The organism is Bradyrhizobium sp. S69 (genome assembly GCF_009766005.1).
GTDB lineage: Bacteria > Pseudomonadota > Alphaproteobacteria > Rhizobiales > Xanthobacteraceae > Bradyrhizobium.
The window spans coordinates 75264-98244 of the sequence record NZ_LMUK01000016.1 but is presented as its reverse complement, the minus strand read 5'-3'; the positions used below and the strand labels follow the sequence as shown (position 1 = coordinate 98244).

Below are 22981 nucleotides of genomic sequence, written 5' to 3'. Positions count from 1 at the left end.
AAAATCGCGAAAACAACCCCATGCAAAGTAGAATGGCACGCGAAAAAGGGCTCGACGTCGCTACCTAACCCAATCTCATCATGCTTTAGTCACCGCGCCCGGCGTACCGCTGTTTGCACGCGCCGGCCGCGGTCCTTTATTTCAGCGCTGGATTGGCGACGCGCAATCGGTGTAGCACAACCCGTGACTTGCGAATTTATCAAGGTGGGAAATGGCTGAAGCAGACCTGGACGTCCTGATCCGATCGATTGCCAAGAAGGCGACCAAAAACCTGATCGATGCCGCGAAAAAGCGACGCGGCAAATACATGGCGATGGCGGCCAAAGCCGCCAACAAAGACACAAGGGAACGTCACAAGCTGACGGCGAAGAACACCCTGGAGTTCGCGACCGCCGCCGCCAAGCGCATCCAGAACTCGGCCGATAATGCCGCCGACAGCTACCTGCGGGCCATCAAGCATGCCGCCGAGCAGCCGCTGCCCAAAAAACCCGCCAAGAAGGCCGTCAAAAAGAAGGCCGACAAGGCGCCCAAGGCGTCCTCCTGAAGGCGCCGTTCCGCCGCCCCGCGCGCGCGCGGGATGAAAAGTTCGCGGCCAAATGCCAACAACTGGCGCCGCGACGCCGTGGTCGTTACCAAGCCACCTACGGCGCTGGCGACCAGCCCATCGCCAAGCTCGTGGCCACGAAGGAGAACACGAACAAGGCGGCGAGCGCAGCAAAGGACGCGCTGCTTAGCGTCCAGGACATGCTCGCCAAGGCCCGCGCGGAGGTAATCAGGCTGGAGGCGGTGAAGTTCGACGCCGTGATCGTGTATCTGAAGACAGGCGCACGTGACGAGCACACGAAGTACAACGACGCCTTTGCCGAACTCTCGCGCTCGTACGACGCGCTCTGCGGCATCGCGAACGCCCTCGTGGCGACGGGGCACGCCGACATGATGACGACCGGATTGCCCATCCCGATCACGGCGCCGGGTTTTAACGTGAGCACCGGCCCCGCCCCTGGTCCGAGCGAGTTCGTCACCATGACGCACAACGTCACCGAGACGAGGATCGCGCGCTCGAAGTTCTGGATGCAAGGCGCGAGCGGCCGGAGCGGGATCCCGATGCCAATCTCGACGACCTGATCGACCTCAAATCTTAGCGTGGGTCGGACCGCAACCTTCAGCCCCTTCGGCTGTGCAGATCAGTGGCGTCACCGTTACGCAGCGTCACTCCAAGCACGGAAAGCTAACAGGAAGTTAATCCTGTCCCTAAACGCTCTGTAGAGAAATATCCCCTAAGGGTTGACCGACTCGAATGTTCTTATTATGTTCTCATCTTGCATTTACCTACCAAGGGAGCAACCACCATGTTTGAGCTTCCGAAATGCAGACACTGCGGGCGACATTGGAAACCACGCCTCGGCGTCGTTGCGGACCAATCCTATTGCAATCATTGTCGCAAGAATCGCAAGGAGCTTGCAAAGCAGAAACTCGGTCTTCGGACTTTGAAGGACACGGATTTCAGTGGACCATACCTGTTGCCGCGCCGATTGAGGAAATCCGGCTAGACGTTCGCGAGCTTCGTCGCGAAGAGCCTATTCAACTCTCGTTCCGCGGCGCCGTAGTCCAAGTTTTTGGATTTGCCGAATGAGCGCCGATTGCCCTGTCCAACGGGCTCACTCCAAGCCGCCCAGTCGTATTTCCTTGAACTAGTTTCTGTCCAATCAACGAAATAGTTGCGTCCCTTTGCTTGGTGCCGCCACGTTATTTGCCCTGGCCTAACACTGCATTGCCATTGGGGCGTAGTGACGAGCCGGGCAAAGGCTCTAAGCACACCACTCCCATTCTGATATCGCGCCCCCGGATCGTCATTCATCATTGTTCGGATTACGGTACGCCAAGCTTGCGGAATATGTGGAAGCCAAGGCAACGATTTTGCAAACCCACCCTTACCTACAACGTTCCGGGGAGGAAAAGGTAATTTTGAATACCATTCACTGCCGTGCAGCAATCTGTACATCGTCATACCGAGAGCCCAAATGTCTGATTTCACGCTTGTGCCTCCACCGTTGAGCACTTCGGGCGAAAGATGATCGGAATACCCAGTGGCTGAGCCGTAACCTAATATGATGTTGTCGGTGACGAGGCCGAAGTCTCCAATCTGCGCCGTCCCTTGTCTGTTCAGCAGAATATTTCCTGGCTTAATATCGCGATGTAGCATTTGCCGTGAGTGCAGCGCGACGAGGCCCATAGTGACTTGAGTTGTATATTTGCGCACCTCCGCTAACGACATAGGGTCAAGCTCGAATCGGCTCTGCAGCGAACCACCGGGGCAGAGGTCCATCACAATCAACACTGCGTCGCTCGCATCATCCTCAAGTATCGTGTGTATCTGCACAACATTCGCATGTTTCGCCCGGCTCAATCGCTGGCCTTCGGCCAAATGAGAGTTTCTCCGCAACTGCCAATCTGCATCGGCCTCGAACGGCAGTTTACCTTGAATCTTTACAGCGACAGTGCCATGGGCGTCATCGGTCGCTGAAAAGACCTCGCCAAAAAAGCCGGCGCCAATCGGGGGTCCGATTTTGAGGTTCGAACGCAAGGTCATTTTGGTTTCCTTGCGGCCAAAAGAACCATGGCCGCCTCACGACTGCCACTTCGCAATTGTCCGACGCATTCCTTTTGCCAAAAGCCATCATCTTTGACATAGGCATCGACCTTGCGTTTGCCGAACGTTTTGCTGATCACGCCTTTCGATCGAAGTTCAACGTTTGTGATCGTACCAAGAGCCGCCATCACAACGCCGCGCAGTTCGGCGGACTCCAAGTGCGCTTTTTTCGTCCCTCCAAGGCTCACAGCGCTCGCTTTCACGACCGCGAGCTTGATGCGGTTCTCAGTTACATAATTTGAGACCTGTTGCGCCATTACCACGTAGGCAGGCACACGCTCGCCTTGTTGCAGCGGCCAAGATTCATCGGCTTGAATAACGAGAGGCCCTGTATCGGGAACCTCCGCGTCGACAATAGTGACCTTGTCGCCCGACACGACGACACCCAACCAACGACTGGCCATATTCCCCCCAATTTGCGTGATTCGTGACTGTATATCAGTGGTTGTGATTCAGCGACAAAGACTATTACGTGACTCGCGCGTTGATCGTGATCGATGAAGGCTAGAGAGGATAAAGGGCGCCTTGCTCCATGAGAACAGACCAAGCACGACCTCTGATGCCGTCAACACGGATCACCCAACGTGCACTAATCCAGTCGGTTGACGAAGGTGCATGTCGATCAGGCCATAGCGGCGTGCGGCGGTGATGGGCGCGCGAGGCGGTCAGGGCGCTGATCGCTACCAACCACATTCTTGAGACCGACATGGAGAGGTTGCGCGCTGCGGTCTCCAGGGGATATGCGCGCGGGCGGCTGCTGGAGGCGGTCAAGACGCTGCCGCCTGACCGGAAAGATTGGTACGACGAATGAGGCGGCGGCCACGATCTGACTTATTGACAAAACAACCACAACTCGTATCGTTTATCTCTACACGTCAAATTAGAATGCGGGAGGGCTCTTTTGTGCAACGCTATCTGGAAGTGTTTGTCAGCCTGATCGCGGGACTGGCGATGGTTGATCCCGCTACGGGACAATACTGTAATCCCGCGACGACAAGGTGCCCACCGCGCAGCGGTGTTTCCAAACAACAACAACTTCCCCAGATGCCCGCGCAAGTCCCAGGACAGCAGCAATTCCCACAGCAGACGCAGCAATTCCCTCCCCAGTTTCCTCAACAACAGTTTCCCCAACAGCAATTTCCGCAGCAGCAATTTCCGCAGCAGCAGCAGCAGCAGCAAAATTTTCCTCCGCCGCCTGTTTGCGTAACGCAAGCTGGTAATTGCCCCACCGTTGAATATTCCGGTTCAAACTGTGCGTGTACGGATGGAATCGGAAATACTTACTTTGGAACAGCGCAATGAATTGGAGGATGACGTTTTGGGCTTGCCTTTTAACCGCAATAGTTGTCGCAGCCGTAACGTACCTAAGTGCTTCTCTGCTGCAAGAAAACAGGTCGCGAAGCTCATCTCCTGAGCAAAATGTCATTTCGGACTGCATTGAAACATATAGGGAAAAGAAAGCAACGCCTGCTGATCTTGATGCCTTAAATAGATTGAATGGCTTTTGTTATAATTCAACCAGATCGCAATTGCTCGTCGACGAAGAAAATATCCGAAAAGACAATTTCGTTTTTCAGAGGCGTGAGAATATCATCTTGCTCTTTATGGTCGTAGTGATCACGCTTTCGGGCGTTGCCTTGGCCGGTCTTCAGTTGCTCGCGTCATATAAGCTTGCAGTTTTAGGAAGAGGCGAACTGTCGGGAGGTGGGGAAATCTCGTACTCTAAAGACGCAGTGAGTTTCAAATCCTCCGTAGTGGGGCTCGTGATACTTTTTGTTTCGTTCGCTTTTTTTATGGTTTTCGTCCTCGATGTGTACACTCTCAGAGAAACGACATCGTCGACCGCCTCGCAGCCCGGTATTGCCGCTTCCGAAACTCCACAAGTCAGAACTCTTTATCCTGCTCAAGTGCCGCAAGCAGGTGCTTTGAGTTCACCAACTCCACAACAGAAACCTGTCAAACCGAACGCCGAACCCAACCCGTCGACCCCGTCGCCACAGCCATGAAGATAGCAAGACGCTGACGCGGCCAGTCCACAACCCGGCCCGAGCACGTACCCACCCAAGGCTCGCAGGATCAGCCCTAGCGCACTGCCGGTGCGTCTGATCTCCTAGGCCTAGGGCGAACCACCCTCTACAATCCCGCACGCATCCACGAGCCCCCTCGTTGACGGGCCGCCCGCACTTGCTCTAATGACGCCCTACCCCGCCCGGATCGGCCTTCGTTTACTCAACCGTTTACTCAGGCCCAAATTCGTGTCAGATTTCAAGGCGGCAGATCGGCGGTAAGTCGCTGATTTTACTATGGAAGCGCTCGTAGCTCAGCTGGATAGAGCATCGGATTTCGATTCCGAGGGCCGGGAGTTCGAATCTCTCCGAGCGCGCCAGCCCCTTCCCCCACGACAACCTACTCGCCACCCTCGTAGAACAGCTCCAGCGGCAGGCCGACGAGCGATTTTCCGATCCAGTCGCGTGCGATGACGTTGGAAGGGCCCATCGCGATCGCCGCGCGCGCGTCGCGATAGGACCGCTCGATCGGTCCGCGACGATAGCCGTAGCCGCCGGTTACGGTGAGTGCTGCGGCCGCAACCTTGTTGGCGACCTCCGCCGCGTGAACCTTGAACTCCGTCAGCGGAATCAGAATCTCGCTTTGCGGCTTGCCGGCACGCCAGAGATCGTCGAGTTTTGCCGCGAGTTCGTTGCGCCAGGGACGCAGCGTTTCCACCAGCACCTTCGCCGCGCCGAGTTCCTGACGAATCGCCTGATAGTCCGACAGGCTCTTGTTCTTGTCCTTGTGGACAAAGCTCGTGGTATGCGCGACCGCTGCGTTCAAGGCACCACGGGCAACGCCCTCCCAGACCGCGCCTAGCCCGATCAGATACACCGGAGAGACGCCGTCATAGATGATTTCCTTGCCCTGCCCTTCGGCGCCGAGCCGGTCCGCGGCGGGGACCTTCACGGCGTTGTAGCGGATCGCGCCGGAATGATTGGCGCGCACGCCGAGCGCATCCCATGCGCTGGATTCGATCCCCTTTGCCTTCCCGTCCACGATGAAAAAGATAATATCGGTTTGGTCCTTGGCGCCGGGCGCGCGGGTCTGAACCAGGTAGAAATCGGCTTGGCCCGAACTCGTGGTAAAGGACTTTTCAGCATTGACGACGTAGTCCGCGCCATCGCGCCCGGCTTCGGAAAAATTGTACCACCAGTGGCCGCCGGAGGCGCGCTCGCTGGTCGAATAGGTGCCGAGCAGCCCGCCGTTGTTCGCCTTGAGCCATCGTTCCTTCTGGTCGTCATTGCCGAAAAGATTGATCGTCTGGGCCGCGCCGACATGCATGACATAGATCAATCCGGTCGATGCGTCAGCCTGCCCGATACGGTATGCGGCTTCTGCAAAATCGACATGTGAGAGCCCGAGCCCGCCGAAACGAGGCTCATTGAGCACACCGGTCCAGCCGGCGGCGGCGAGCGCGTCGAGATTGTCTCTGGGAAAGCGGCCTTCGAGATCGTTACGGTCGGCATTGGCCTTCACCGTGCTCTCGATGATGGCATCGAGCCTGGAATAGTGATCCTCATCGACTACGCGCGCGAGATTGTCCTTGGTCATGGTAACCCTCCTGTTGATCTGAAAATCAGGCAACCGCCCTGTTGGATGAAGATGAAACACGTGCAGCGCTCTCGCTCGGGCTTCCGAGATAGAGCGCCTTGATGTCGGCGCGCTGGCGCAACTCCAGCGCCGAGCCGCCGAGAACCGTCCGGCCGTTTTCGAGAACCGTGGCGCGATCGGCGAACCGCAGCGCCACCGTCGAATTCTGTTCCGCGACGAGGATCGACAGTCCCTCGCTCACGTTGAGTTGTTTCAGCGTGCGAAAAATGCTTTCGACCACCAGCGGCGCCAGGCCCATCGACGGCTCGTCCAGCACCAGCAACCGCGGGCGCGACATCAGCGCGCGCCCAATCGCGGTCATCTGCTGCTCCCCGCCGGAGGTGAACCCGGAGAGAGACTTCCGCCGCTGCTTCAGACCAGGAAACAGCGCATAGATGCGGTCGAGATCGCTCGCAATCTCACTGCGACGCGCGTCGCGCCCGATCGCACCGACGATCAAATTCTCTTCGACGGTCAGCGAATGGAAGCAATGGCGGCCCTCGAGCACCGGCACCAGTCCGCGCCGCACCAGGTCCGCGGACGAAATGGTGGTGACGGCACCGCCATCGAAATGAATTTGACCTTCCGTGATCTGGCCGCGCTGGGCGTACAGCAGATTCGACACCGCCTTCAGCACGGTCGACTTGCCCGCTCCGTTGGCACCGAGCAAGGCTACGATCTCACCACGCCGCACCGTGAGCGAAACGCCCGAGAGCGCCCGAATGGCATGATTGTATGTCGCCGCCAGAGCTTCGACCGAGAGAAGCAGATCGCTCATGCATTTATACCCGTGAGGTTTGATACCGGCGGAGGAGCAGGCCAAGCCATCTCCTCCGCCTTTGCCATAAGGTCGCTACTGACTGAGCGGAGCGTCGTCGGATGTCCGGATCTTGATGTTGTGCTCGGCCGCGTAGGCGGTTGAGGACTTCTCGATGATCGGGCGCAGGAACGCCCAATCCGGCGATATCCAGTCGGAGACGACCTTCCATTTTGTACCGTCCCACTGCTGGAACGTGACGCGGCCATCGCCTTCGTGATTGTCCCAGGTGACGTTGATCGAGTGGAACAGGTCCTTTGCGCCCAACGCCTCAACCCGCGCCGGATCGAGCTGGAGATGCTCGAAACCCCAGCGCACCTCGTCGCCCGTCAGCGTGCGATGGCCGAATTTTGCCTGCGCGATCCGGATGGCTTCGACGTTCAGGATGCCGTTAACGATTCCGAGGTTGTGGTAGACGCTGCCGATGCGTTTCTTGTCGTCCAGATTGCCCTTGCCCGCGCCATAGACGGTCTTGATGATCTCCTGGAGCACCGGATACTGGGCGCCCGACGCCTGCGTCGTGATCGCGACATAGCCTTTCGCCGCGTCGCCCGCCGGAATGACGTCCTCTTCAGAATTGGACCAGACATTTCCGACGATGTGATCGACCGGGAAACCGACCTTCTGCGCTGTTTTCAGCGCCACCGGGTTCATCACGCCCCAACCGCGCAGCACCACATAGTCGGCTTTCGCCCGGCGGATCGACAGCCATTGCGATTGTTGCTCGTTGCCGGGATGCGGCACCTCGATCTGCTCAAGCTCAAAGCCGAGCTTGTCGGCGAGCAACTTGTAGATCGGGATGGTTTCCTTGCCGTACGGCGAACCGTGATAGAGCACCACGATCTTCTTGCCCTTGAGTTTCTCGGGGCCGCCCTCGCGCGTCGCGATATAGTTCACGATGCCCGACGTTTCGCTGTAAGGGTTGAGCAGCAGCGGGAACACGTAGGGAAACACGCGGCCGTCGGTGGAGTCGGTCCTGCCGTGGTTGATCGTGATGAGTGGCACCTTGTCTTTGGTGATGCGGTCGATCATGGCATAGGCGATGCCGACCGACAGCGGATTCCACGCCGCCACGCCGGGACGATTTTTAAGGCGCTCGTAGACTTCGACGCCGCGCTCGACCTCGTATTGGGTCTCGCCCTCGTCCCACGTCAGCTTGACGCCGTTGACGCCACCATCGCGGATATTGATGAGATTGAGATAGTCGATGAAGCCGCCGAAGAAACCGGTGCCGCCGGCCGCATACGGCCCGACGCGATAGCTCTGTAGCGGAAAGAATTGCTCGTCCGCTTTCGCGGGAAGCAGGGAGGCAATGGCGATGGCCGAGGCCACCGCCGCTAGTCTAAAAGGCTTGAATATTTTCATCACATGACCCCTTTGGTTGACGATGGTTCGATGGCTAATTTGGTTGCTGATTGGCGTGCCGTGGTTTGCGAAAGACCCTGATTGAGAAGCGGTCCAGCAGAGCGATCAGCCCGCGCGGTTCTGCGATCAGAAGTCCGATGATGAGACCGCCGATCACGATGCGCTGGCTCATCTCCAGCACTCCGGAATCAAACACATTCCCCAAAAGTGCGGCACCGACACGCGACAGCAGCAGCGGAAATACGACAATGAAGGCTGCCCCCAAAAACGATCCCCTGATCGATGCCAGGCCGCCGATGATGATGATGAAGAGGATCTGGAAAGAGCGATCCAGGTTGAAACCGGCCGGCTCCACAGTGCGCAGATAAGCGAACGCCCACAGCACGCCCGCAATGCCGATCAGGAAGGACGAAATGCCAAAAGCAAGCAGCTTGGTCCGCAACAGCGGAACGCCAATGACCTTGGCGGCGATCTCATGATCGCGAACAGCGATGAAGTTTCGCCCCGATTGGGACGCCAGCAGCCGAACCGTCAGGAACGTGGCGATCAGCACGATCGTCAACGAGAAGACATATCGCCGCTCGGCTCCCGAAACCGGAATGCCCGCGATGTTGAGCGTCGGCGCATCGATCACGCCTGACGGATTGTCGTTCGAGAACCATCCGAATTTCGTCAAGGCCCATTGCACGAAGAACTGCGCGGCGAGTGTCGACACCGCGAGATAGAATCCACGCAGGCGCAGGCTCGGCAGGCCGAAGACGAGACCCACCAGCGCCGCGACGAGGCCGGCCAGCAGCAGGCTGACCAGAAACGGCAGTTCCGGAATCCGCAGGTTGAAGTTGTAGGCCGCATAGGCGCCGACCGCGAGAAACGCAGCCGAACCGAGCGACACCTGCCCGGCATAGCCCGTGAGCACGTTGAGCCCGACCGCGGCCAGCGCAAGCGCCAGGAACGGCGTCAGGATCGCGTCCAGCAGATATTCCGACCCGGTAAAGGGGACGATGCCATAGGCAACACCGAGCAGAAGCGCGATGCCAATGTGGTTCGACGTCAACCGGCTCGCTCTGATGGATGGCGCGGGCATACTCAAACTCTCTCTACGAGTTTCTGGCCGAACAGGCCCGATGGCCGCACCAGCAAGAAGCCGAGGGCGACGACGTACGCGGCCCATGCCTCGATGCCCCCGCCGAAGAACGGTCCGACATAAACTTCAGCGAGCTTTTCGATCGCACCGATCAGCAGGCCGCCAACGATGGCGCCTGCAATCGAATCGAACCCACCGAGGACCAGTACGGGCAGCGCCTTGAGCACAATCAACGAAAGCGAAAACTGCACACCGAGCCGCGCCCCCCAGAGCAAGCCGGCAACGACCGCGACGATTCCCGCCGCTGTCCATACCGCGGCCCATACCCGCGGCAGACGCAGGCCGACCGCGAGCGCGGCAAACTGATCGTCAGCGACGGCCCGGAACGCCAGCCCCGTGCGCGTGTACCGGAAAAACAGCGCAAACAGCGCCACCAGTGCGCCGGCGACGGCGGCGGCGAACAGGTCGAACTGGCTGATGAGGACGCCCGCGACGTCGAATGGCGTGTCGCTGATCCCCAGATCGAGACCGTGCACCTGCGCGCCCCACAAGAGCTGCGCCGCGCCCTCGATCACGTAGGACAACCCCAGCGTCGCCATGAAAAGTGTGATCGGCGGCTGGTTGACCAGCGGCCTCAGCACGAACCGCTCGACCGCGATGCCCAGTACAACCATGACCGCAAGGGTCGCCAGCAACGCCAGGGGAAACGGAACGCCGCGTTCGAGCAGGCTGACAAACGTGAGCGCCGCGAACAAGATCATCGCGCCTTGCGCGAAATTCAGAACACCTGATGTCTTGTAGATGAGCACGAATCCGATGGCGACCAGCGAATACATCACGCCGGACAACAGGCCGCCGACCAGAACCTCGATGAAAAACTGATAATCGAACATCAGCTCGCCAGCTCCGTTTCGTCGCCATGCGCCACCCCGAGATAGGCGTCGATGACGGCCTGGTTGGCGCGCACCTGATCCGGCGTGCCGTCGGCGATCTTGCATCCGTGGTCGAGCACCGTGATGCTGTCGGAAAGATCCATCACCACGCCGATATCATGCTCGATCAGGACGATCGTGGTACCGTAGCTGTCACGCGCATTGCGTATGTGGCGCGAGAGCTCCTGCTTTTCGGTCAGCGTCATGCCGGCCAACGGTTCGTCCAGCAGCAGAAGCTTCGGACGGGCGACAAGAGCACGGGCCAATTCGACCCGCTTCTGCAAGCCATACGGCAGTGTTCCGGCAATCCGCTCGCTCGCTTCCGTGAGATGAAGGAAGCCCACGATCTCCTCCGCGGCGGCACGATTGGCCGCCTCCTCCCGCCGCGCCCAGGGCGTGCCGGCGATCTGTTGCAGGAAGCCGGCACGCCGCCGGTGCACCAGGCCCATCATCACGTTGTCGAGCACCGACAGACCCTTGAACAACGCCAGATTCTGAAAGGTCCGCGCCACGCCAAAACCTGCGAGGCGCGATGTCGGCACATGCGAAAAATGCCTGTCGCCAAGCTGCACACGGCCGCGATCCGGCCGATACAATCCGCTCACGACGTTCAGAAGCGAACTTTTGCCGGCTCCATTCGGGCCAATGACCGCCCGAATTTCACCCTCCGCGACCCGCAGATCGACATCGCGCAACGCAACTACGCCGCCGAAACTTACCGAGATATCCTCCAACGCCAGCACCGGAACAGCCGCACGCAGCGCGGCACTTGCCGGTCTCCATCCGGCAACCGCTGGAACAACCCGCGCTTCTTCGACACCTTCGCCCGTAAGAGGCAAGGTTTTAGCATTGGCCGTTGCGACCGCACTCATCGGAATCTGCCCGCGCCGCGCCTACTCAGCCGCCTCAACTCGCAACCCAACCTTCTCTTCGAGCGCGCGGACCAGCGGAATCACGTGCTTTCCGAAATACTCGACCTCTTCCTGGAAATGCAGGAAGCCAAGGAGGATGAGGTCAACACCGACATCCTTCAGCGCGACAATGCGCTCGGCAATCTGCTGAGGTGTGCCGATCAGGTTGGTCTTGAAGCCATCATTGTATTGAACGAGATCCTCGAAGGTCGACTTCGCCCAATTTCCCTGCCCCTCCGGCGAAGCCTTGCCGGCGTTCTTGACCTCATGGGCGAACGCGCCTACGGCATCGGGATCGGCCTTCTCGATAATCTCACTGAGGACGCTGCGCGCCTCGGCCTCGGTCTCTCGGGCGATCGCAAACGCGTTGACGCCGATCTTGACGGAATGCCCGTTGGCTTTTGCCTTGGCGCGGATGTCATCGACCTGCTTCTTGATCTCTTCAGGCGAGTTTCCATTGGTGAAATACCAGTCGGACACCCGCGAAGCCATGTCACGCGCAGCGCGCGAGCTTCCTCCCTGGAAAATTTCGGGTTGCGGATCAAGCGGCTTCGGTTTCAGCGTATAGTCGCTGAAGCGATAGAAATCGCCGCGGAATGTAAAATTGTCCTGCGACCAGATTCCGCGCAACGCGCGAATGAATTCCTCGGATCGACGATAGCGTTCATCGTGATCGAGCCACGGCTCGCCGATCGCCGTGAACTCTCCGCGGAACCACCCGCTGACGACGTTGACGGCCACGCGCCCTTCGGAAAGATGACTGATCGTTGCGATCTGCTTGGCCGCAAGCGCCGGATTCCATGGTCCGGGAAGCAGCGCAGCGATGACTTTCAACTTCTTCGTCGCCGCGAGCAGCGCGTGACTGAAGGCGACCGACTCGTGCTGGAATTCGGCACCGTAGCCCGCTGTGAACCGGATCTGGCTCAAGGCGTAGTCAAAGCCGCTGTCTTCGGCGATCTGCGCCAGGCGCCGGTTGTAATTGATGTCCCAACCGGTGCGTTGTTCTATCTTGCTGATGACAAGCCCGCCGGACACGTTCGGAACCCAGTAGGCAAACTTGAGCTGATCACGCAATGCGGTCATGGAACTTCACCTCGGTGTTAAGAGAAAGCAGGACAGTGCGATCGGCGAATCCAGCGCGCGTGGACTCGCGGATCGTCGTTTACGCTCTCGATGGCGAGGCGCATCGCAGATAGCTAATTTACGTCAATGATTTACCGGTCGGTTTGAAGCGGTCGACTCACGCGCGTCAAATCAAGTAGCTCGACGGCTCCGACAGCGCTCGATCTTCTCCGAAGTTCGCGCGCTTAACGAGACCGGCACCGCGCGCGCGGCCGCGTCTGACCAACACTCAGGCAGGCTATCACGTTTCATTGGGCCCTCGCGAGAAGCGACATCGACAATCGATGAGCAAGTTTCGCAGAACTGAAAGAATGAGCGAGTCCAATACCGACTGTTTTTCACAGCAAGCGAAGAATTAGGTTGTTTATTTTTTTGATTGGCGCGCCGCTTATTTTTTCTGACCGTCACGGCCTATTCGTGAGGCCCGCGGTTTTGCGTGCGAACGCAGCAGGTCACGGAACTTAGTTCCACCCGCGGCAACAGGTCGGCGTCGGAACGCGCTGCCCTTACATCATCGTTGCATTTTCGCTGCGAAAAAATTTTCTCCGGAGATAAAATTTCCAATTCCACCTACCGGATGCGACACATTTTCCAATGATCTCGAAGGGTCGGCGCTTTCAACCGCGCTTGCCAGCCGGCTAGAGATCAATTCGTCTCTCTCCGAGCGCGCGATCGATCAGGCTTGTGAAGCGCGGTCTTTCCGGCTTTCGCTTCGCTGGTTTGATCCAAGCCGAGATGGTTTAGTCTGCGTCGGCGCCGGTTTTGTTCGACGGCTTTACCGAGGTGACCGTCTTGGCCGTGGAACCAGAGGCCTTGGGCGTGGACGCCTTGGCAGCAGCCGTCTTGGAAGCTGCCGTCTTGGAAGCAGCCGTCTTGGCCGCATCTCCAGTGCGAACGTTGCCCCATGCATCGACGGACGTCTTGGGGGCGGCTTCCGGTACTTGCTGGTGCGATTGCTGTTCTTTGGAGAACTTTTCCCTTAGCTCCTCGTCGGCCTTCTGCTGGGGCGTCTTCTGATCGAAGCTCTGTATCAACGTCTGTGCGCAAACCGGCCCTGTCAGCAGCGCAAGAATGGCCGCGACGCGAAGAACATGCATGGGGTGCTCCCTTTAGTTTCCCCGATCTATACCACGCTTGTGCCCGCAAAGAATCCGAGACGTACGATATTTTGCGGGCCGCCCCCTCTCCGCCTCGATACAGCGATCCCCCGCATCACCGCCACGTTAGTGGCACGGGCCTGCTCGCATCATTAATTGTTGGCCATTCACGGATGGATCTGAGCACGAGATGTTTGATGTAAGCCTGGTGTCAGGATTTGACTGAATCTTCGCCTTGCGACTCGCGGATCGGATCTTAGGCTATGCGTCAGGTGGCGTCTCCCCAGACATGCCGCTTACTCCTGAAATGAGTGGCCCCGCCCCTTGATCCCCATCGGGCGGGGTTTCTCATGGACAATAGGGCAAGGCCGGTAACGCGGCGTGGCTGGTTAGACCGAGGACGCCGGGCAAGCCATGGAAAGCGCCCGTGCCCGAGGGTTACCAAGGCTTACAAGCCGTGCCGCTCCGAAGCCATTCATCGAGCTGTGGGGATGGGGGCTGAAGGGAAAGCAAAAATGAAGTTCGGTGTTTTGGTTGCCGCATTTTCCGTCGCCGTGGCCGGCTCGGCCAGCGCTTCCGGCGAAGTTCGCATCGAGCAGGCGTCCGCCGGAACGCCTTACGACATGGTGGTGCACGTCGCAAACGTCCCGACCTATGGATACAATCCGGAAGTCTCCGACGACCGCAAGCGCATGGCGCTGCGGGTGATACGACCGCAATGTCCTGCCGCGCGGGTCATCGGGCAGAACACCATCAACACCGAGATTTACGGAATAACCAGCAGCAAGCCGGACTATGTGGTTTTGGTGAGCTGCAATTCGCAACCCACTCGCACGCAGCGGTAGCCCGCGACGCCGAATTTTCGCGAACGAAGAGTGGTCGGTGGGAGCGGTTTGATGACGGAGCAGGAGTTTGGTCTACTCGTGGAAGGTCGGCGGGGGACGCGCCCTGGCGTGGTGCTGATCCTGATGCTGCTCGCGGCCTCGAGCGGCGCCGTTGCCTGGAATTTTTACGGCGACGAGCTTCGTTCCCAACTCGGAATGTCCCGCGAAGAGGAAGCACCAAGGTTCTCCGCGAACGAGTTCCCGTCCGCGACGCCGCCCAACGACCAGCAACTCGCTCTTATCAGGGATTTGCAAGCTTCCGAGAAACGAACGTCGGACCAGCTGGACACGGCGCTTCAGGTGCTGATCTCGTTGCAAACGACCTCGAAGGCTCTTTCCGACGCGGTGGCGGGTCTCGCCGCCAAGGTTGACGCGCTGCCGCGTCCTGCTGTGCCCGTCGCGAGAAGGCCGCCGCCCGCAGCGTCGCGCAAGCCGCCCGCGGAAGCGCCGCAGCCGGCGGAAACGGATCCGGCACCGGCCGATCACTAACAGCTAGAACGACGCCAGCCCTCGAGCGTCGAAAACCGTTTGCGAGAATCACTTACGCGGACTCGATTCCGGCATAATTTCAAGCATTGAACTTTGACGATTGGGGCGTCAGCCTTCCGATATCGAACGGTGGGTGATTCTCGTTATGACCCAGATTGGCCTGTCAGAGATTCTCAGGTGGCACGCCCGTGCGGGACAAGCCCGCCGGATAGCCGGCATGTTGTCTCCACGGGACGCCGCGCTCGTTGAAGCCTATGCTAGGGAATGCGACGACTGTGCCCGCGCGGCCTCGGCCGAACACAGCGGCGCCGCCTATAACTATCGTTCGAGCCAGTCTCAGCAACTCCAGGACCAGGCACTGGGATCGCCGGACGGGCGTCGATTGCCCAAGCGAGCTGCCTGAAGTCATCCTCGCCGAGGTGCTTCGACGTGACGCTTCAGCCGTGAGCGAAAGGCCGCAAGATCGGCGAACAGGGGCGGTCTACTACATTTCCGTCGAAACAGCCGCCGTCCTCGCCGATCCCCGAAATCGCGAGCCCGAAGGTTTCATTGAGCCAGAACGCGTACCATTGCAGCGCACGATAGTTGCTGCATCCCATCGGCCGTCTACAGGGTTGTTCGCTCCACATGTCCAGCCAGGATGCGCCCATATAGCGCAACCGGTAAGCGCCGATCAGTTCGCCGGTGCGATCGCAACCGCCACTGCAATGAACGTAGAACACGCACGGCAAATCGGGTTGCGGCCCAAACGGCAGCTGAGACGTCTCGAGCCATTGTCGCAGCGTGGCGACGCGCCAGATCAAAGGATCGCCCAGCCATTGATCAAGCGTTTTGACCAGGCGATCGCGCTCGGCAGGTGCACGATCGAAACAACAGAGCTCCGTGCCCAGGGTGTCCCAGAGGTGGATCTCCCCCGGATTGTTCTCGAAATATCCGAGCTCAGCAGCGATGTCCGGGCTATCGTCGGAGTTGGTGTGCAGCAGGCAGATCACGACAAGATAATATTGCGCCGGCATCATCCCGTCGTAAGCCGTTGCGAGCGCGGCCTTGAGCGCCGGGTCGAACGCACCGTTGGTGATCGGCTTGCCGCCGCGAAACAATAAATTCTGGCCGACCTTGTCGACGAAGCGCAGCGAGCCGGTATCCATTGTCATTTGCTCCGGCGCTGACATCTAGGGAAGGAAATGGTTGAAGGTTGGCGCTCACGCTCCGCTCTTTAACCTTGCGCGGAACGACACAACTTAAGATCGAATATGTCAGCAGTTCACGGCGATATCAATGGTGCCGCAGCGACCGATGCCAAAAATGCCGCCGCCATCATCCTCAGATTGCGGGCCTGATCAGGCCGACCCTCATATCTTTCGCAAGATAGACGCATGCGTCATCCGCAAATACCCGGCCGTTGGCAATTCCAAGCGCCAGTCTGCCGCGCCTTACCTGGCGCATATCAACTTCGTAACGCACGCGTCTGATGTCCGGCGTGATATGCCCCTTGAACTTCACCTCACCCACGCCGATGGCGCGGCCCTTGCCCGGCGAACCGGACCAGCCAAGCCAGTAGCCGATGATCTGCCACATCGCGTCCAGGCCGAGACATCCCGGCATCACCGGGTCGCCGGGAAAGTGACAATCAAAGAACCAGAGGCTCGGCGTAATGTCCAACTCGCCGATGATATGGCCCTTTCCGAATTCGCCGCCGTCCATGCTGATCTCGGTGATGCGGTCCATCATCAGCATCGGCGGCGCCGGCAGCTGCGCATTGCCCGGGCCGAAATAGCCGCCTTCGCCTGATTTGAGCAGATCTTCCTTGGTGTAGGACGATTGCGGCGTGTGAAAATCGTGTGGGTTTGACATGACAACTGACCTCTGGCGATGTGCGATTAGCCGTACCGCGCTTTTTCGAGTCAACCCGCTTCTTTCCGCAACTCCCAATTGACTCAGGAGCCGGCGTGGTCCTGAGATCATACCTGCAATTCCCGGGTTTTTGGGAGGTTAATCTATGCGTCGTCCCATCGATGTCGCGACCATGTTTGGAGTCCTGTGGCTGTTGGGATCGATGGTCATCGACGTTTTGACGCCCAAGGAATTGACGGTTTACATGATCGCCGCCGCCACGGCGCCGGCCGCGGTCGTTGTCGGCCTCTGTTATTATTTGCAATTTCCGATGATCGATTTTGCGATGATATTGGCGACGTTTTGGCTGGCAGCCGCGATTGCGATCGGATGGATATCGCCGAAGCCGTTGCCTTCTTTCATCATCGCCGGGGCATTGGCGCCTGCACTGATCGCCGGTGCCGTGCTGCATTGGCGCCGTTATCGTTCCGGCGAGAGTTGGCGAAAATTGGCGTATCCTTTGTCGGCGCGAAGCCCGAACCCGAGGTCGCGCGCCCCGCTGGGCAGCACCGAAAAGCAAGATCAGGCGTCGGCGCATGCAACGCCGCTTTCCGACCAGGACAGCGCGACCGGAACAACAATGTGGCCCATCAACACGTTGACGGACCCCGAGCGAAACGGTTGAAGGCGCCAGCGCTGTAAGCGCCAGCGCGGCATTCCAGCGGTGGCATCACCCACCCGCTGACGCGGCAATTGTGGATAAGGTCGCCTCCGTTCCATGCAAGATCATTCTGGTGCCGGCAAACGCACCCCATCGTAATCTTGCTGTCACACTCCTGCGACAAGACGGCGGACTGGGATGCAGAACGGTTCTGCCAACCGAATAATATGGAACCTAGTGGCTTCAACGCATGGATCGCTACGGATACTCGATCTTTTGTGACGATATTCGCAACGAGGCGGGCGGCAAACTCAGCTTCGTCGGTTGCTACAACGGCGTGATTTTTATTTCGGAAACCTTCCCGCTGGTGCTGCCGAAATTATGCGTGCACATCCATATTCTCTCGCCGGCCTCGCGTCCCTTCAGTTCGATCGACGTGCGATGCTATCTCCCCGGTGACGACAAGCCGTTTTCCGAGGAGCCGGTTGAAACCCCGGAACGTCACGACCAGACCGAACTGGTAGCCAATCTGAAGACCGATACCGATGCGCCGCTGATTATCGTCGCGGCCACCAGTTTGATCTTCGCACCGTTGAAGCTGCGCAGCCCGGGGCTGATGCGCGTTCGGGCCCTGATCGATGCCGATCAGGAATTGCGGCTCGGCTCGCTGCGTATCGAACAAGCTTCCTGATCGACAGACCGATCTGCCGTTGACGATCGCGCGCGCATATACGTGCGCGCGACTCCGTACCCCGCGCGCGCGTAAACGTTAACAAACGCTAAATCAAAACTGTCATCCGCCCGTTAGGTTAACAGTGTTTTAACGCGCGCCGAGGGCGGCGATACCCGCCGGCCCCGCTTTGGAAAACAAAGAAAGACCTTTCCATGAAAATGATGACCGCTTTGGCGCTCGTGCTCGCGAGCGCGCCGGCTGCCTATGCCGCCGGCTCGAACCTCAACGAGTCCTTCATCGAGCAGATCGGCACCAGCAACACCGCAACGGTCGGCCAGAAGAACGGCAACAACAACCAGGCGACAGTGCAGACCGGTCAGTTCAACTCGGTGTTGAGCGCGCAGAACGGCGCCGCCGCCGGTGCCACGCCGAACAACTCGGCCAACGTCCAGATCGGCAACGACAACACCGCGGCAATCTCCCAGAAGAACGGCAGCAACAACCAGGCCACGTCCCAGACTGGCCGGGCCAACGCAGTGGTTACGTCGCAGGTCAGCAAGCTTCCCACGGGCCAGAACAACTCGGGTAGCGTTCAGGTCGGCGACTTCAACACCGCCATGACCACCCAGACCAACTCGGCGCCGAATCCGCTTGCGACCAGCGTCAGCTACGCCAACGACTCGCTCAGCGCCCAGTACGGCACCGGCAACACCGTCAACGCCAAGCAGACCGGCGGCCAGAACAACCAGAGCGCGGTCCAGGCCGGCGACGATAACCTCGCGACGGCCACGCAATCCGACAAGGCCATCACTCCGGCGGTCGGCCCGGTGGTCGGCGGCGCCAACACCTCGTTCACGGGGCAGTACGGCGACAACAACATCGTCACCACGACGCAAAAGACCGCCGACGTCAGCGGCGGATTCGGCCCTCAAGATGGCTATGGCAACACCTCGGCTTCGCTGCAATACGGCACCGGCAATATGGCCACGATCAAGCAGAACGGATCGGCCAACACCGCCGATGGCACCTTCAACGCCTCCGCGACGCTTCAGATCGGCGACAGCAACGTGGTCTCGGTCAAGCAAGGCGGCAACACCGCGGGCAATTTCGGTGCGACGACGGCAGCGCAGGCCGCCAACGATACCAACGGCTCGTATGTCAGCCAGACCGGCTCGCAGAACGGTGCCAATGTGAACCAGGCGAACGGCGGCAACACCCAGGCGACCGTCCAGGTCGGCTCCCTGAACACCGCCACCGTCAACCAGGCCACGCAGACCTTCGGTACCGGCGGCGGCAACAACAACGCTGCGACCTCGCAGACCGGCACCGCGAACAAGGCGACTGTCAATCAGGCGATGGCGGTGCCGTTGGCGCTTGGCAACAACAACTCGTTCGTCACCCAGATCGGCGGGTCCAACGTCGTCAACTCCGCACAGACCACCGGGCAGCAGGCGAGCGCTGGCAACAACACGCAGGTCGCCCTGCAAGTTGGAACCGGCAATATCGCCACGGTCGGCCAGGCGACCGGCGCGAACGTCTCGAACACCTCGGTTACCGCGCAGTACGGCTCGCACAACGTCGCCGTGGTTTCGCAGAAGTAATCAATTCAGGCGGCGGGCCCTGCCCGCCGCCTGCTTTTTCGCAGCATTTTCGCAAGCCGGATTCTCGTAAGTCGGATTTTTTCGTAAGTCGGATTCGCTGGATCGACCCGGACCTACTCTTCCGGGCTTTTCGGCGCGATGATCCGGATCGGCTTGTGACCGATGGTCGACGTCTGCGGCGCGATATTCTGTCCCGCCGCTTGGTCCGGACGGCGCAACTCAAAAGTGATCTCACGATCCAGCGCCCACGCCAGGTCGGCAAGCGATCGCAGGGTTATCTCGGCCTCACCCGACAATTGTCGATTGACGTTCGAACGCCCGCTCTGAAGCCGCCGCGCTAGTTCCTGCTGGGTCAGCCCGGCCTGCTTTTCTTCCGTTACGGCCCGCAGCAGTTCCCGGCGTACCCGCCCCATCAGCCTGCCCGCGGTTCGGGATCGCGCGCCGATATCAAACCGAAAGAACGTCATCAGGCGCAACTCCCCTCACACACAACGTCGCATCGATATCCAACTCGCGCCGCAACCGCCGGATTGCAATCCGATACCCTCGGTAGAGATCATGGTCCTTGATGATGTCAGTCCAATTGCCAAACACGGCTACAAAGCAATCCTTCGCCATGAACCACCCGAAGATCCGGACGTCCGGCGTCTTCAGTTCCCAGACGGCGTTCTCTTCCGCCCGCACCGCGCGAAATTGCCTTGTAAAGACCAGATGCTCTCCGCTCAAGAACGAATGAAAGAGATCGTCGATTTGCTCCGCGGGCGAGGGTTGGCCAAGCAGCCGCGCCGGCCCGGCGCCGTCGAGAATCTCCTGCAACCACGCAATGAACTGCGGCGTGCCGTAGAGCAACCGAAGCGGTTGGTCATGCGGTGCAAGCTCGACGTCGATTTTTACTATCGCGCCATTGTTCACGAGATCTGTAATGGTCGGCATGGGCTGAACGATCATCGTTTTCAGGAAAAACACCACACTCGCTGACGGTAGTTGTTATGCAATTTCATTGTGATCGGCACTGTTACACAACTGTTACGAATGCTCTCTAGATGTCTGATCGCAGCAACTGAAGATGCCATCGCTGTCACAAAAAACAGAGGCACACCCGTACCGAAGAGACGAACCCGGAACTCCTACGCAAGACCTGATTCAACGATTGCCTGGCAATCGTCCGATCCAATGACGACCTAGAACCGAATAAAATGCCGATAACTCCCGTCGCAGTAGAATGTGTGATTCGCGCTCAACCGGAAAAGGATTTCCTCCGGCTTGAGGCCGTCGTGCGATCCGACGCGCCGGTTTCGGGACAATACAGCTTCGTCATCGCCAAGCAGAGTTCCACCGGCAGCACCAACAACACGCAGAGCGGCAGCTTCGCTTTGCAGAACGAGCCTGAAAAGGTTTTGACGACCCTCATTCTGGATCGCTCGGCCATCGGGCACTATCGCGCCGAGCTATCACTGCAATCCGACCGCGGGAGATTCACATGCACCTCACCTTGAAATCCTTGATGTCGCTGCAAGCTGGTTTGATCGGCGCATCGATGTTGGCGGCGTCTGCGCCCGCATCGGCGCAGAGCGCCTACATCACGCAAGCGAACCCGAATTCTTCCGGCTTCACATCGACAGCTTCTCCGTCGATCCAACTGATACCGGTTTCGCAAAACGCGCCGCGCCAAACGGCCTTCGTTCCGACCCCGGAAACCGCTCAGACGGCGCGCAACGGCAACATTGCACAGACCCTGGAGATCGGCAGCTACAACCGGGTTCTGCAGTCGCAGTCCGGCGGCAACAATTTCTCCAATGTCGGTGTGGTCGGCGGCACCAACAATAATGTCGGCGTGTTTCAAGGCGGCAAGGATCAGTCGAACATCGGCCTGATCAATATGCAGGGATATTCCGTCGGCGTGTTTCAGCCCCCGGGTGCAGCGCCGCTCAACATGCTGATCGCAAAACTGCCCAATGGCAGCTTGCTCATCAAACGATAAGCCACCGTCATTCGAATCGAGGTACCAGTCATGAGCAAGCGATCTTGGACAATTGCGGCGATCATCGCGATCGGCGTCACGGCATCGGCGCCTGCCTTCGCTTCCGAGCTGGTCTATCACCCGGTCAATCCGACCTTCGGCGGCAATCCGCTCAATGGAAGCTTTCTGCTCTCGACCGCACAGGCGCAGGGACAAGGCACGAAATCCGGCGCGCAGTCGCCGGATCTGTCGGGTCTGACCAATGCGTTGAGTAATCTCGGACAGACGATCGTCGTCAGCCCCAACAACACGGGCACCGGTGGCGGCGGCAACTAAGCTCGCCTGGATTTCAAACAATGAACAGATACCTCCGGAGCATCGCGGGGATTGCGATGCTCGCGCTAAGCTTGGGCGGCTGCATCACAGGATCTGCTGACGATCCAATGGCGCACGCGGCTACGCTCGTTCCCAACACCAAGACTGGGATCGTGCTGGACAGCCTGCCCGCGCCGCGGCGCAAGCTCGACGTTTCGGTCTACAATTTTCCCGACCTGACCGGCCAGAACAAGCCGAACGACAACTTCGCGGAATTCTCACGCGCGCTGACTCAAGGCGCCGGCGCCGTCCTGATCGACGTGCTGACCAAAGCCGGCGGCGGCGCGTGGTTCGACGTGGTCGAACGCAACGACCTGCAACCACTGCTGCAGGAGCGCCAGATCATCCAGAATACCCGCACGGCCGCCGAGGGCGACAAGGCGCCGAGCCTGCCACCGTTGCGCTTTGCCGGCATCTTGCTGGAGGGCGGCATCGTCGGTTACGACAGCGATGAATCTACCGGCGGTATCGGCGCAAACTACCTGGGAGTTGGCCCCAACATCCAATATCGGCAGGATATCATCACGGTCGCGCTGCGGGCCGTCAGCGTGCAAAGCGGCCGCGTGCTGGCCTCCGTGACGACCACCAAGACGATCTATTCACTCCAGATCCAGGGCTCCGCGGTCATGTTCGCCGCGGTCGACGAGTTGCTGCAGGCAGAACTTGGGTTCACCAAGAATTCGCCGGCCACACTGGGAGTCCGGGAAGGCGTGCAACTCGCGGTCTATGCGCTGATTTTCGAGGGCGTGAAGAACAATCTTTGGCAGTTCAAGGATCGAGCCGCGGGAGATGCATTCATGCATGAACTCGAGAAGCAGCGAAAAGCCAGCTTCATCCAGGCCAACGCGCAGGATGCGCCGAAAACCTGAATGGCATAGCGAAATT

General features: G+C 59.3%; 27 protein-coding genes and 1 tRNA gene. 13 read left to right on the top strand and 15 right to left on the bottom strand.

The features are described from left to right. Positions 1-211 precede the first annotated feature (211 nt). Entirely contained in the window at positions 212-544 is a 333-nt protein-coding gene (locus GSQ88_RS05450) for a hypothetical protein (protein WP_159006364.1), read from the top strand. A gap of 131 nt (positions 545-675) precedes the next feature. Beyond that, positions 676-1125, top strand: a complete 450-nt coding sequence (locus tag GSQ88_RS05445) for a hypothetical protein (RefSeq protein WP_159006363.1) — start codon at positions 676-678, stop codon at positions 1123-1125. 421 nt (positions 1126-1546) lie between these two features. Here GSQ88_RS05445 and GSQ88_RS05440 read toward each other — a convergent pair whose 3' ends face one another. The 3 genes from GSQ88_RS05440 to GSQ88_RS35160 form a co-directional block, all read right to left on the bottom strand. After that, positions 1547-2590 carry a serine/threonine-protein kinase gene (locus GSQ88_RS05440; protein ID WP_159006362.1) on the bottom strand — a complete coding sequence of 348 codons (1044 nt, stop codon included), beginning with the start codon at positions 2588-2590 and terminating at the stop codon, positions 1547-1549. Next, the gene (locus tag GSQ88_RS05435; RefSeq protein ID WP_159006361.1) at positions 2587-3054 is read right to left on the bottom strand and encodes a hypothetical protein; all 468 of its coding nucleotides are present in this window, start codon (positions 3052-3054) and stop codon (positions 2587-2589) included. Before GSQ88_RS05435 ends, GSQ88_RS05440 begins: the two co-directional genes overlap by 4 nt. A gap of 560 nt (positions 3055-3614) precedes the next feature. After that, positions 3615-4088: a hypothetical protein gene (locus tag GSQ88_RS35160; protein ID WP_210253751.1), complete on the bottom strand. Its 474-nt coding sequence runs from the start codon at positions 4086-4088 to the stop codon at positions 3615-3617. A 91-nt stretch (positions 4089-4179) separates the two neighbouring features. Between GSQ88_RS35160 and GSQ88_RS05420 the strand changes: the two genes are divergently transcribed. Beyond that, the gene (locus GSQ88_RS05420; RefSeq protein ID WP_210253750.1) at positions 4180-4656 is read left to right on the top strand and encodes a hypothetical protein; all 477 of its coding nucleotides are present in this window, start codon (positions 4180-4182) and stop codon (positions 4654-4656) included. Positions 4657-4959: 303 nt separating this feature from the next. Further along, a tRNA-Arg gene (locus GSQ88_RS05415) sits at positions 4960-5036 on the top strand. A gap of 20 nt (positions 5037-5056) precedes the next feature. Here GSQ88_RS05415 and GSQ88_RS05410 read toward each other — a convergent pair. From GSQ88_RS05410 to GSQ88_RS05375, 8 genes are all read right to left on the bottom strand, one after another. Next, positions 5057-6253 carry an acyl-CoA dehydrogenase family protein gene (locus tag GSQ88_RS05410; protein ID WP_159006358.1) on the bottom strand — a complete coding sequence of 399 codons (1197 nt, stop codon included), beginning with the start codon at positions 6251-6253 and terminating at the stop codon, positions 5057-5059. A 25-nt stretch (positions 6254-6278) separates the two neighbouring features. Next, complete coding sequence (locus tag GSQ88_RS05405) at positions 6279-7070, bottom strand: ABC transporter ATP-binding protein (RefSeq protein WP_159006357.1); 792 nt, start codon at positions 7068-7070, stop codon at positions 6279-6281. A gap of 75 nt (positions 7071-7145) precedes the next feature. After that, positions 7146-8474, bottom strand: coding sequence for an ABC transporter substrate-binding protein (locus GSQ88_RS05400; protein ID WP_159006356.1), 1329 nt, complete (start codon positions 8472-8474; stop codon positions 7146-7148). Positions 8475-8508: 34 nt separating this feature from the next. After that, positions 8509-9558 carry a branched-chain amino acid ABC transporter permease gene (locus GSQ88_RS05395; protein ID WP_159006355.1) on the bottom strand — a complete coding sequence of 350 codons (1050 nt, stop codon included), beginning with the start codon at positions 9556-9558 and terminating at the stop codon, positions 8509-8511. A 2-nt stretch (positions 9559-9560) separates the two neighbouring features. Further along, on the bottom strand, positions 9561-10451 hold the full coding sequence (locus GSQ88_RS05390) for a branched-chain amino acid ABC transporter permease (protein ID WP_159006394.1): 891 nt from the start codon (positions 10449-10451) through the stop codon (positions 9561-9563). Further along, positions 10451-11362, bottom strand: a complete 912-nt coding sequence (locus tag GSQ88_RS05385) for an ABC transporter ATP-binding protein (RefSeq protein ID WP_159006354.1) — start codon at positions 11360-11362, stop codon at positions 10451-10453. Before GSQ88_RS05385 ends, GSQ88_RS05390 begins: the two co-directional genes overlap by 1 nt. Positions 11363-11383: 21 nt before the next feature. Further along, positions 11384-12484, bottom strand: coding sequence for a dimethylsulfone monooxygenase SfnG (sfnG, locus tag GSQ88_RS05380; RefSeq protein ID WP_159006353.1), 1101 nt, complete (start codon positions 12482-12484; stop codon positions 11384-11386). 779 nt (positions 12485-13263) lie between these two features. Then, positions 13264-13620: a hypothetical protein gene (locus GSQ88_RS05375; protein WP_159006352.1), complete on the bottom strand. Its 357-nt coding sequence runs from the start codon at positions 13618-13620 to the stop codon at positions 13264-13266. A 515-nt stretch (positions 13621-14135) separates the two neighbouring features. Between GSQ88_RS05375 and GSQ88_RS05370 the strand changes: the two genes are divergently transcribed. Both GSQ88_RS05370 and GSQ88_RS05365 read left to right on the top strand, forming a co-directional pair. Further along, positions 14136-14465 (top strand): hypothetical protein, encoded by a 330-nt coding sequence (locus GSQ88_RS05370; RefSeq protein WP_159006351.1) that lies wholly within the window; start codon positions 14136-14138, stop codon positions 14463-14465. Between the two features lie 51 nt (positions 14466-14516). Then, positions 14517-14993: a hypothetical protein gene (locus GSQ88_RS05365; protein ID WP_159006350.1), complete on the top strand. Its 477-nt coding sequence runs from the start codon at positions 14517-14519 to the stop codon at positions 14991-14993. Between the two features lie 437 nt (positions 14994-15430). Here GSQ88_RS05365 and GSQ88_RS05360 read toward each other — a convergent pair whose 3' ends face one another. Together GSQ88_RS05360 and fabA are read right to left on the bottom strand one after the other, a co-directional pair. Beyond that, a complete protein-coding gene (locus GSQ88_RS05360; protein WP_159006349.1) occupies positions 15431-16093 on the bottom strand; it encodes a protein-tyrosine phosphatase family protein in 663 nt (220 codons plus the stop codon). Between the two features lie 223 nt (positions 16094-16316). After that, on the bottom strand, positions 16317-16847 hold the full coding sequence (gene fabA, locus GSQ88_RS05355; RefSeq protein ID WP_159006393.1) for a bifunctional 3-hydroxydecanoyl-ACP dehydratase/trans-2-decenoyl-ACP isomerase: 531 nt from the start codon (positions 16845-16847) through the stop codon (positions 16317-16319). Between the two features lie 145 nt (positions 16848-16992). On the opposite strand from fabA, the gene GSQ88_RS35515 reads away from it, so the two are divergent. The 3 genes from GSQ88_RS35515 (at position 16993) to GSQ88_RS05340 (ending at position 19761) form a co-directional block, all read left to right on the top strand. Continuing rightward, positions 16993-17511: a hypothetical protein gene (locus GSQ88_RS35515; protein ID WP_246735067.1), complete on the top strand. Its 519-nt coding sequence runs from the start codon at positions 16993-16995 to the stop codon at positions 17509-17511. A 226-nt stretch (positions 17512-17737) separates the two neighbouring features. Beyond that, entirely contained in the window at positions 17738-18178 is a 441-nt protein-coding gene (locus GSQ88_RS05345; RefSeq protein WP_159006348.1) for a hypothetical protein, read from the top strand. 194 nt (positions 18179-18372) lie between these two features. After that, positions 18373-19761 (top strand): beta strand repeat-containing protein, encoded by a 1389-nt coding sequence (locus GSQ88_RS05340; protein ID WP_159006347.1) that lies wholly within the window; start codon positions 18373-18375, stop codon positions 19759-19761. A gap of 113 nt (positions 19762-19874) precedes the next feature. Here GSQ88_RS05340 and GSQ88_RS05335 read toward each other — a convergent pair whose 3' ends face one another. After that, positions 19875-20228: a helix-turn-helix domain-containing protein gene (locus GSQ88_RS05335; RefSeq protein ID WP_246735068.1), complete on the bottom strand. Its 354-nt coding sequence runs from the start codon at positions 20226-20228 to the stop codon at positions 19875-19877. Beyond that, positions 20209-20709, bottom strand: coding sequence for a hypothetical protein (locus GSQ88_RS05330; protein ID WP_246735066.1), 501 nt, complete (start codon positions 20707-20709; stop codon positions 20209-20211). The genes GSQ88_RS05335 and GSQ88_RS05330 overlap by 20 nt, the downstream gene beginning before the upstream one ends. A gap of 248 nt (positions 20710-20957) precedes the next feature. On the opposite strand from GSQ88_RS05330, the gene csgH reads away from it, so the two are divergent. The 4 genes from csgH to GSQ88_RS05310 all read left to right on the top strand — a co-directional run bounded on the left by csgH (position 20958) and on the right by GSQ88_RS05310 (position 22965). Beyond that, complete coding sequence (gene csgH / locus GSQ88_RS05325; protein WP_159006345.1) at positions 20958-21257, top strand: curli-like amyloid fiber formation chaperone CsgH; 300 nt, start codon at positions 20958-20960, stop codon at positions 21255-21257. After that, positions 21242-21742 (top strand): hypothetical protein, encoded by a 501-nt coding sequence (locus GSQ88_RS05320; protein WP_159006344.1) that lies wholly within the window; start codon positions 21242-21244, stop codon positions 21740-21742. Before csgH ends, GSQ88_RS05320 begins: the two co-directional genes overlap by 16 nt. 30 nt (positions 21743-21772) lie before the next feature. Beyond that, positions 21773-22057 carry a curli assembly protein CsgF gene (locus tag GSQ88_RS05315; RefSeq protein ID WP_159006343.1) on the top strand — a complete coding sequence of 95 codons (285 nt, stop codon included), beginning with the start codon at positions 21773-21775 and terminating at the stop codon, positions 22055-22057. 107 nt (positions 22058-22164) lie between these two features. Further along, positions 22165-22965, top strand: a complete 801-nt coding sequence (locus GSQ88_RS05310; RefSeq protein WP_246735065.1) for a CsgG/HfaB family protein — start codon at positions 22165-22167, stop codon at positions 22963-22965. The last annotated feature ends 16 nt before the right edge of the window (positions 22966-22981 follow it).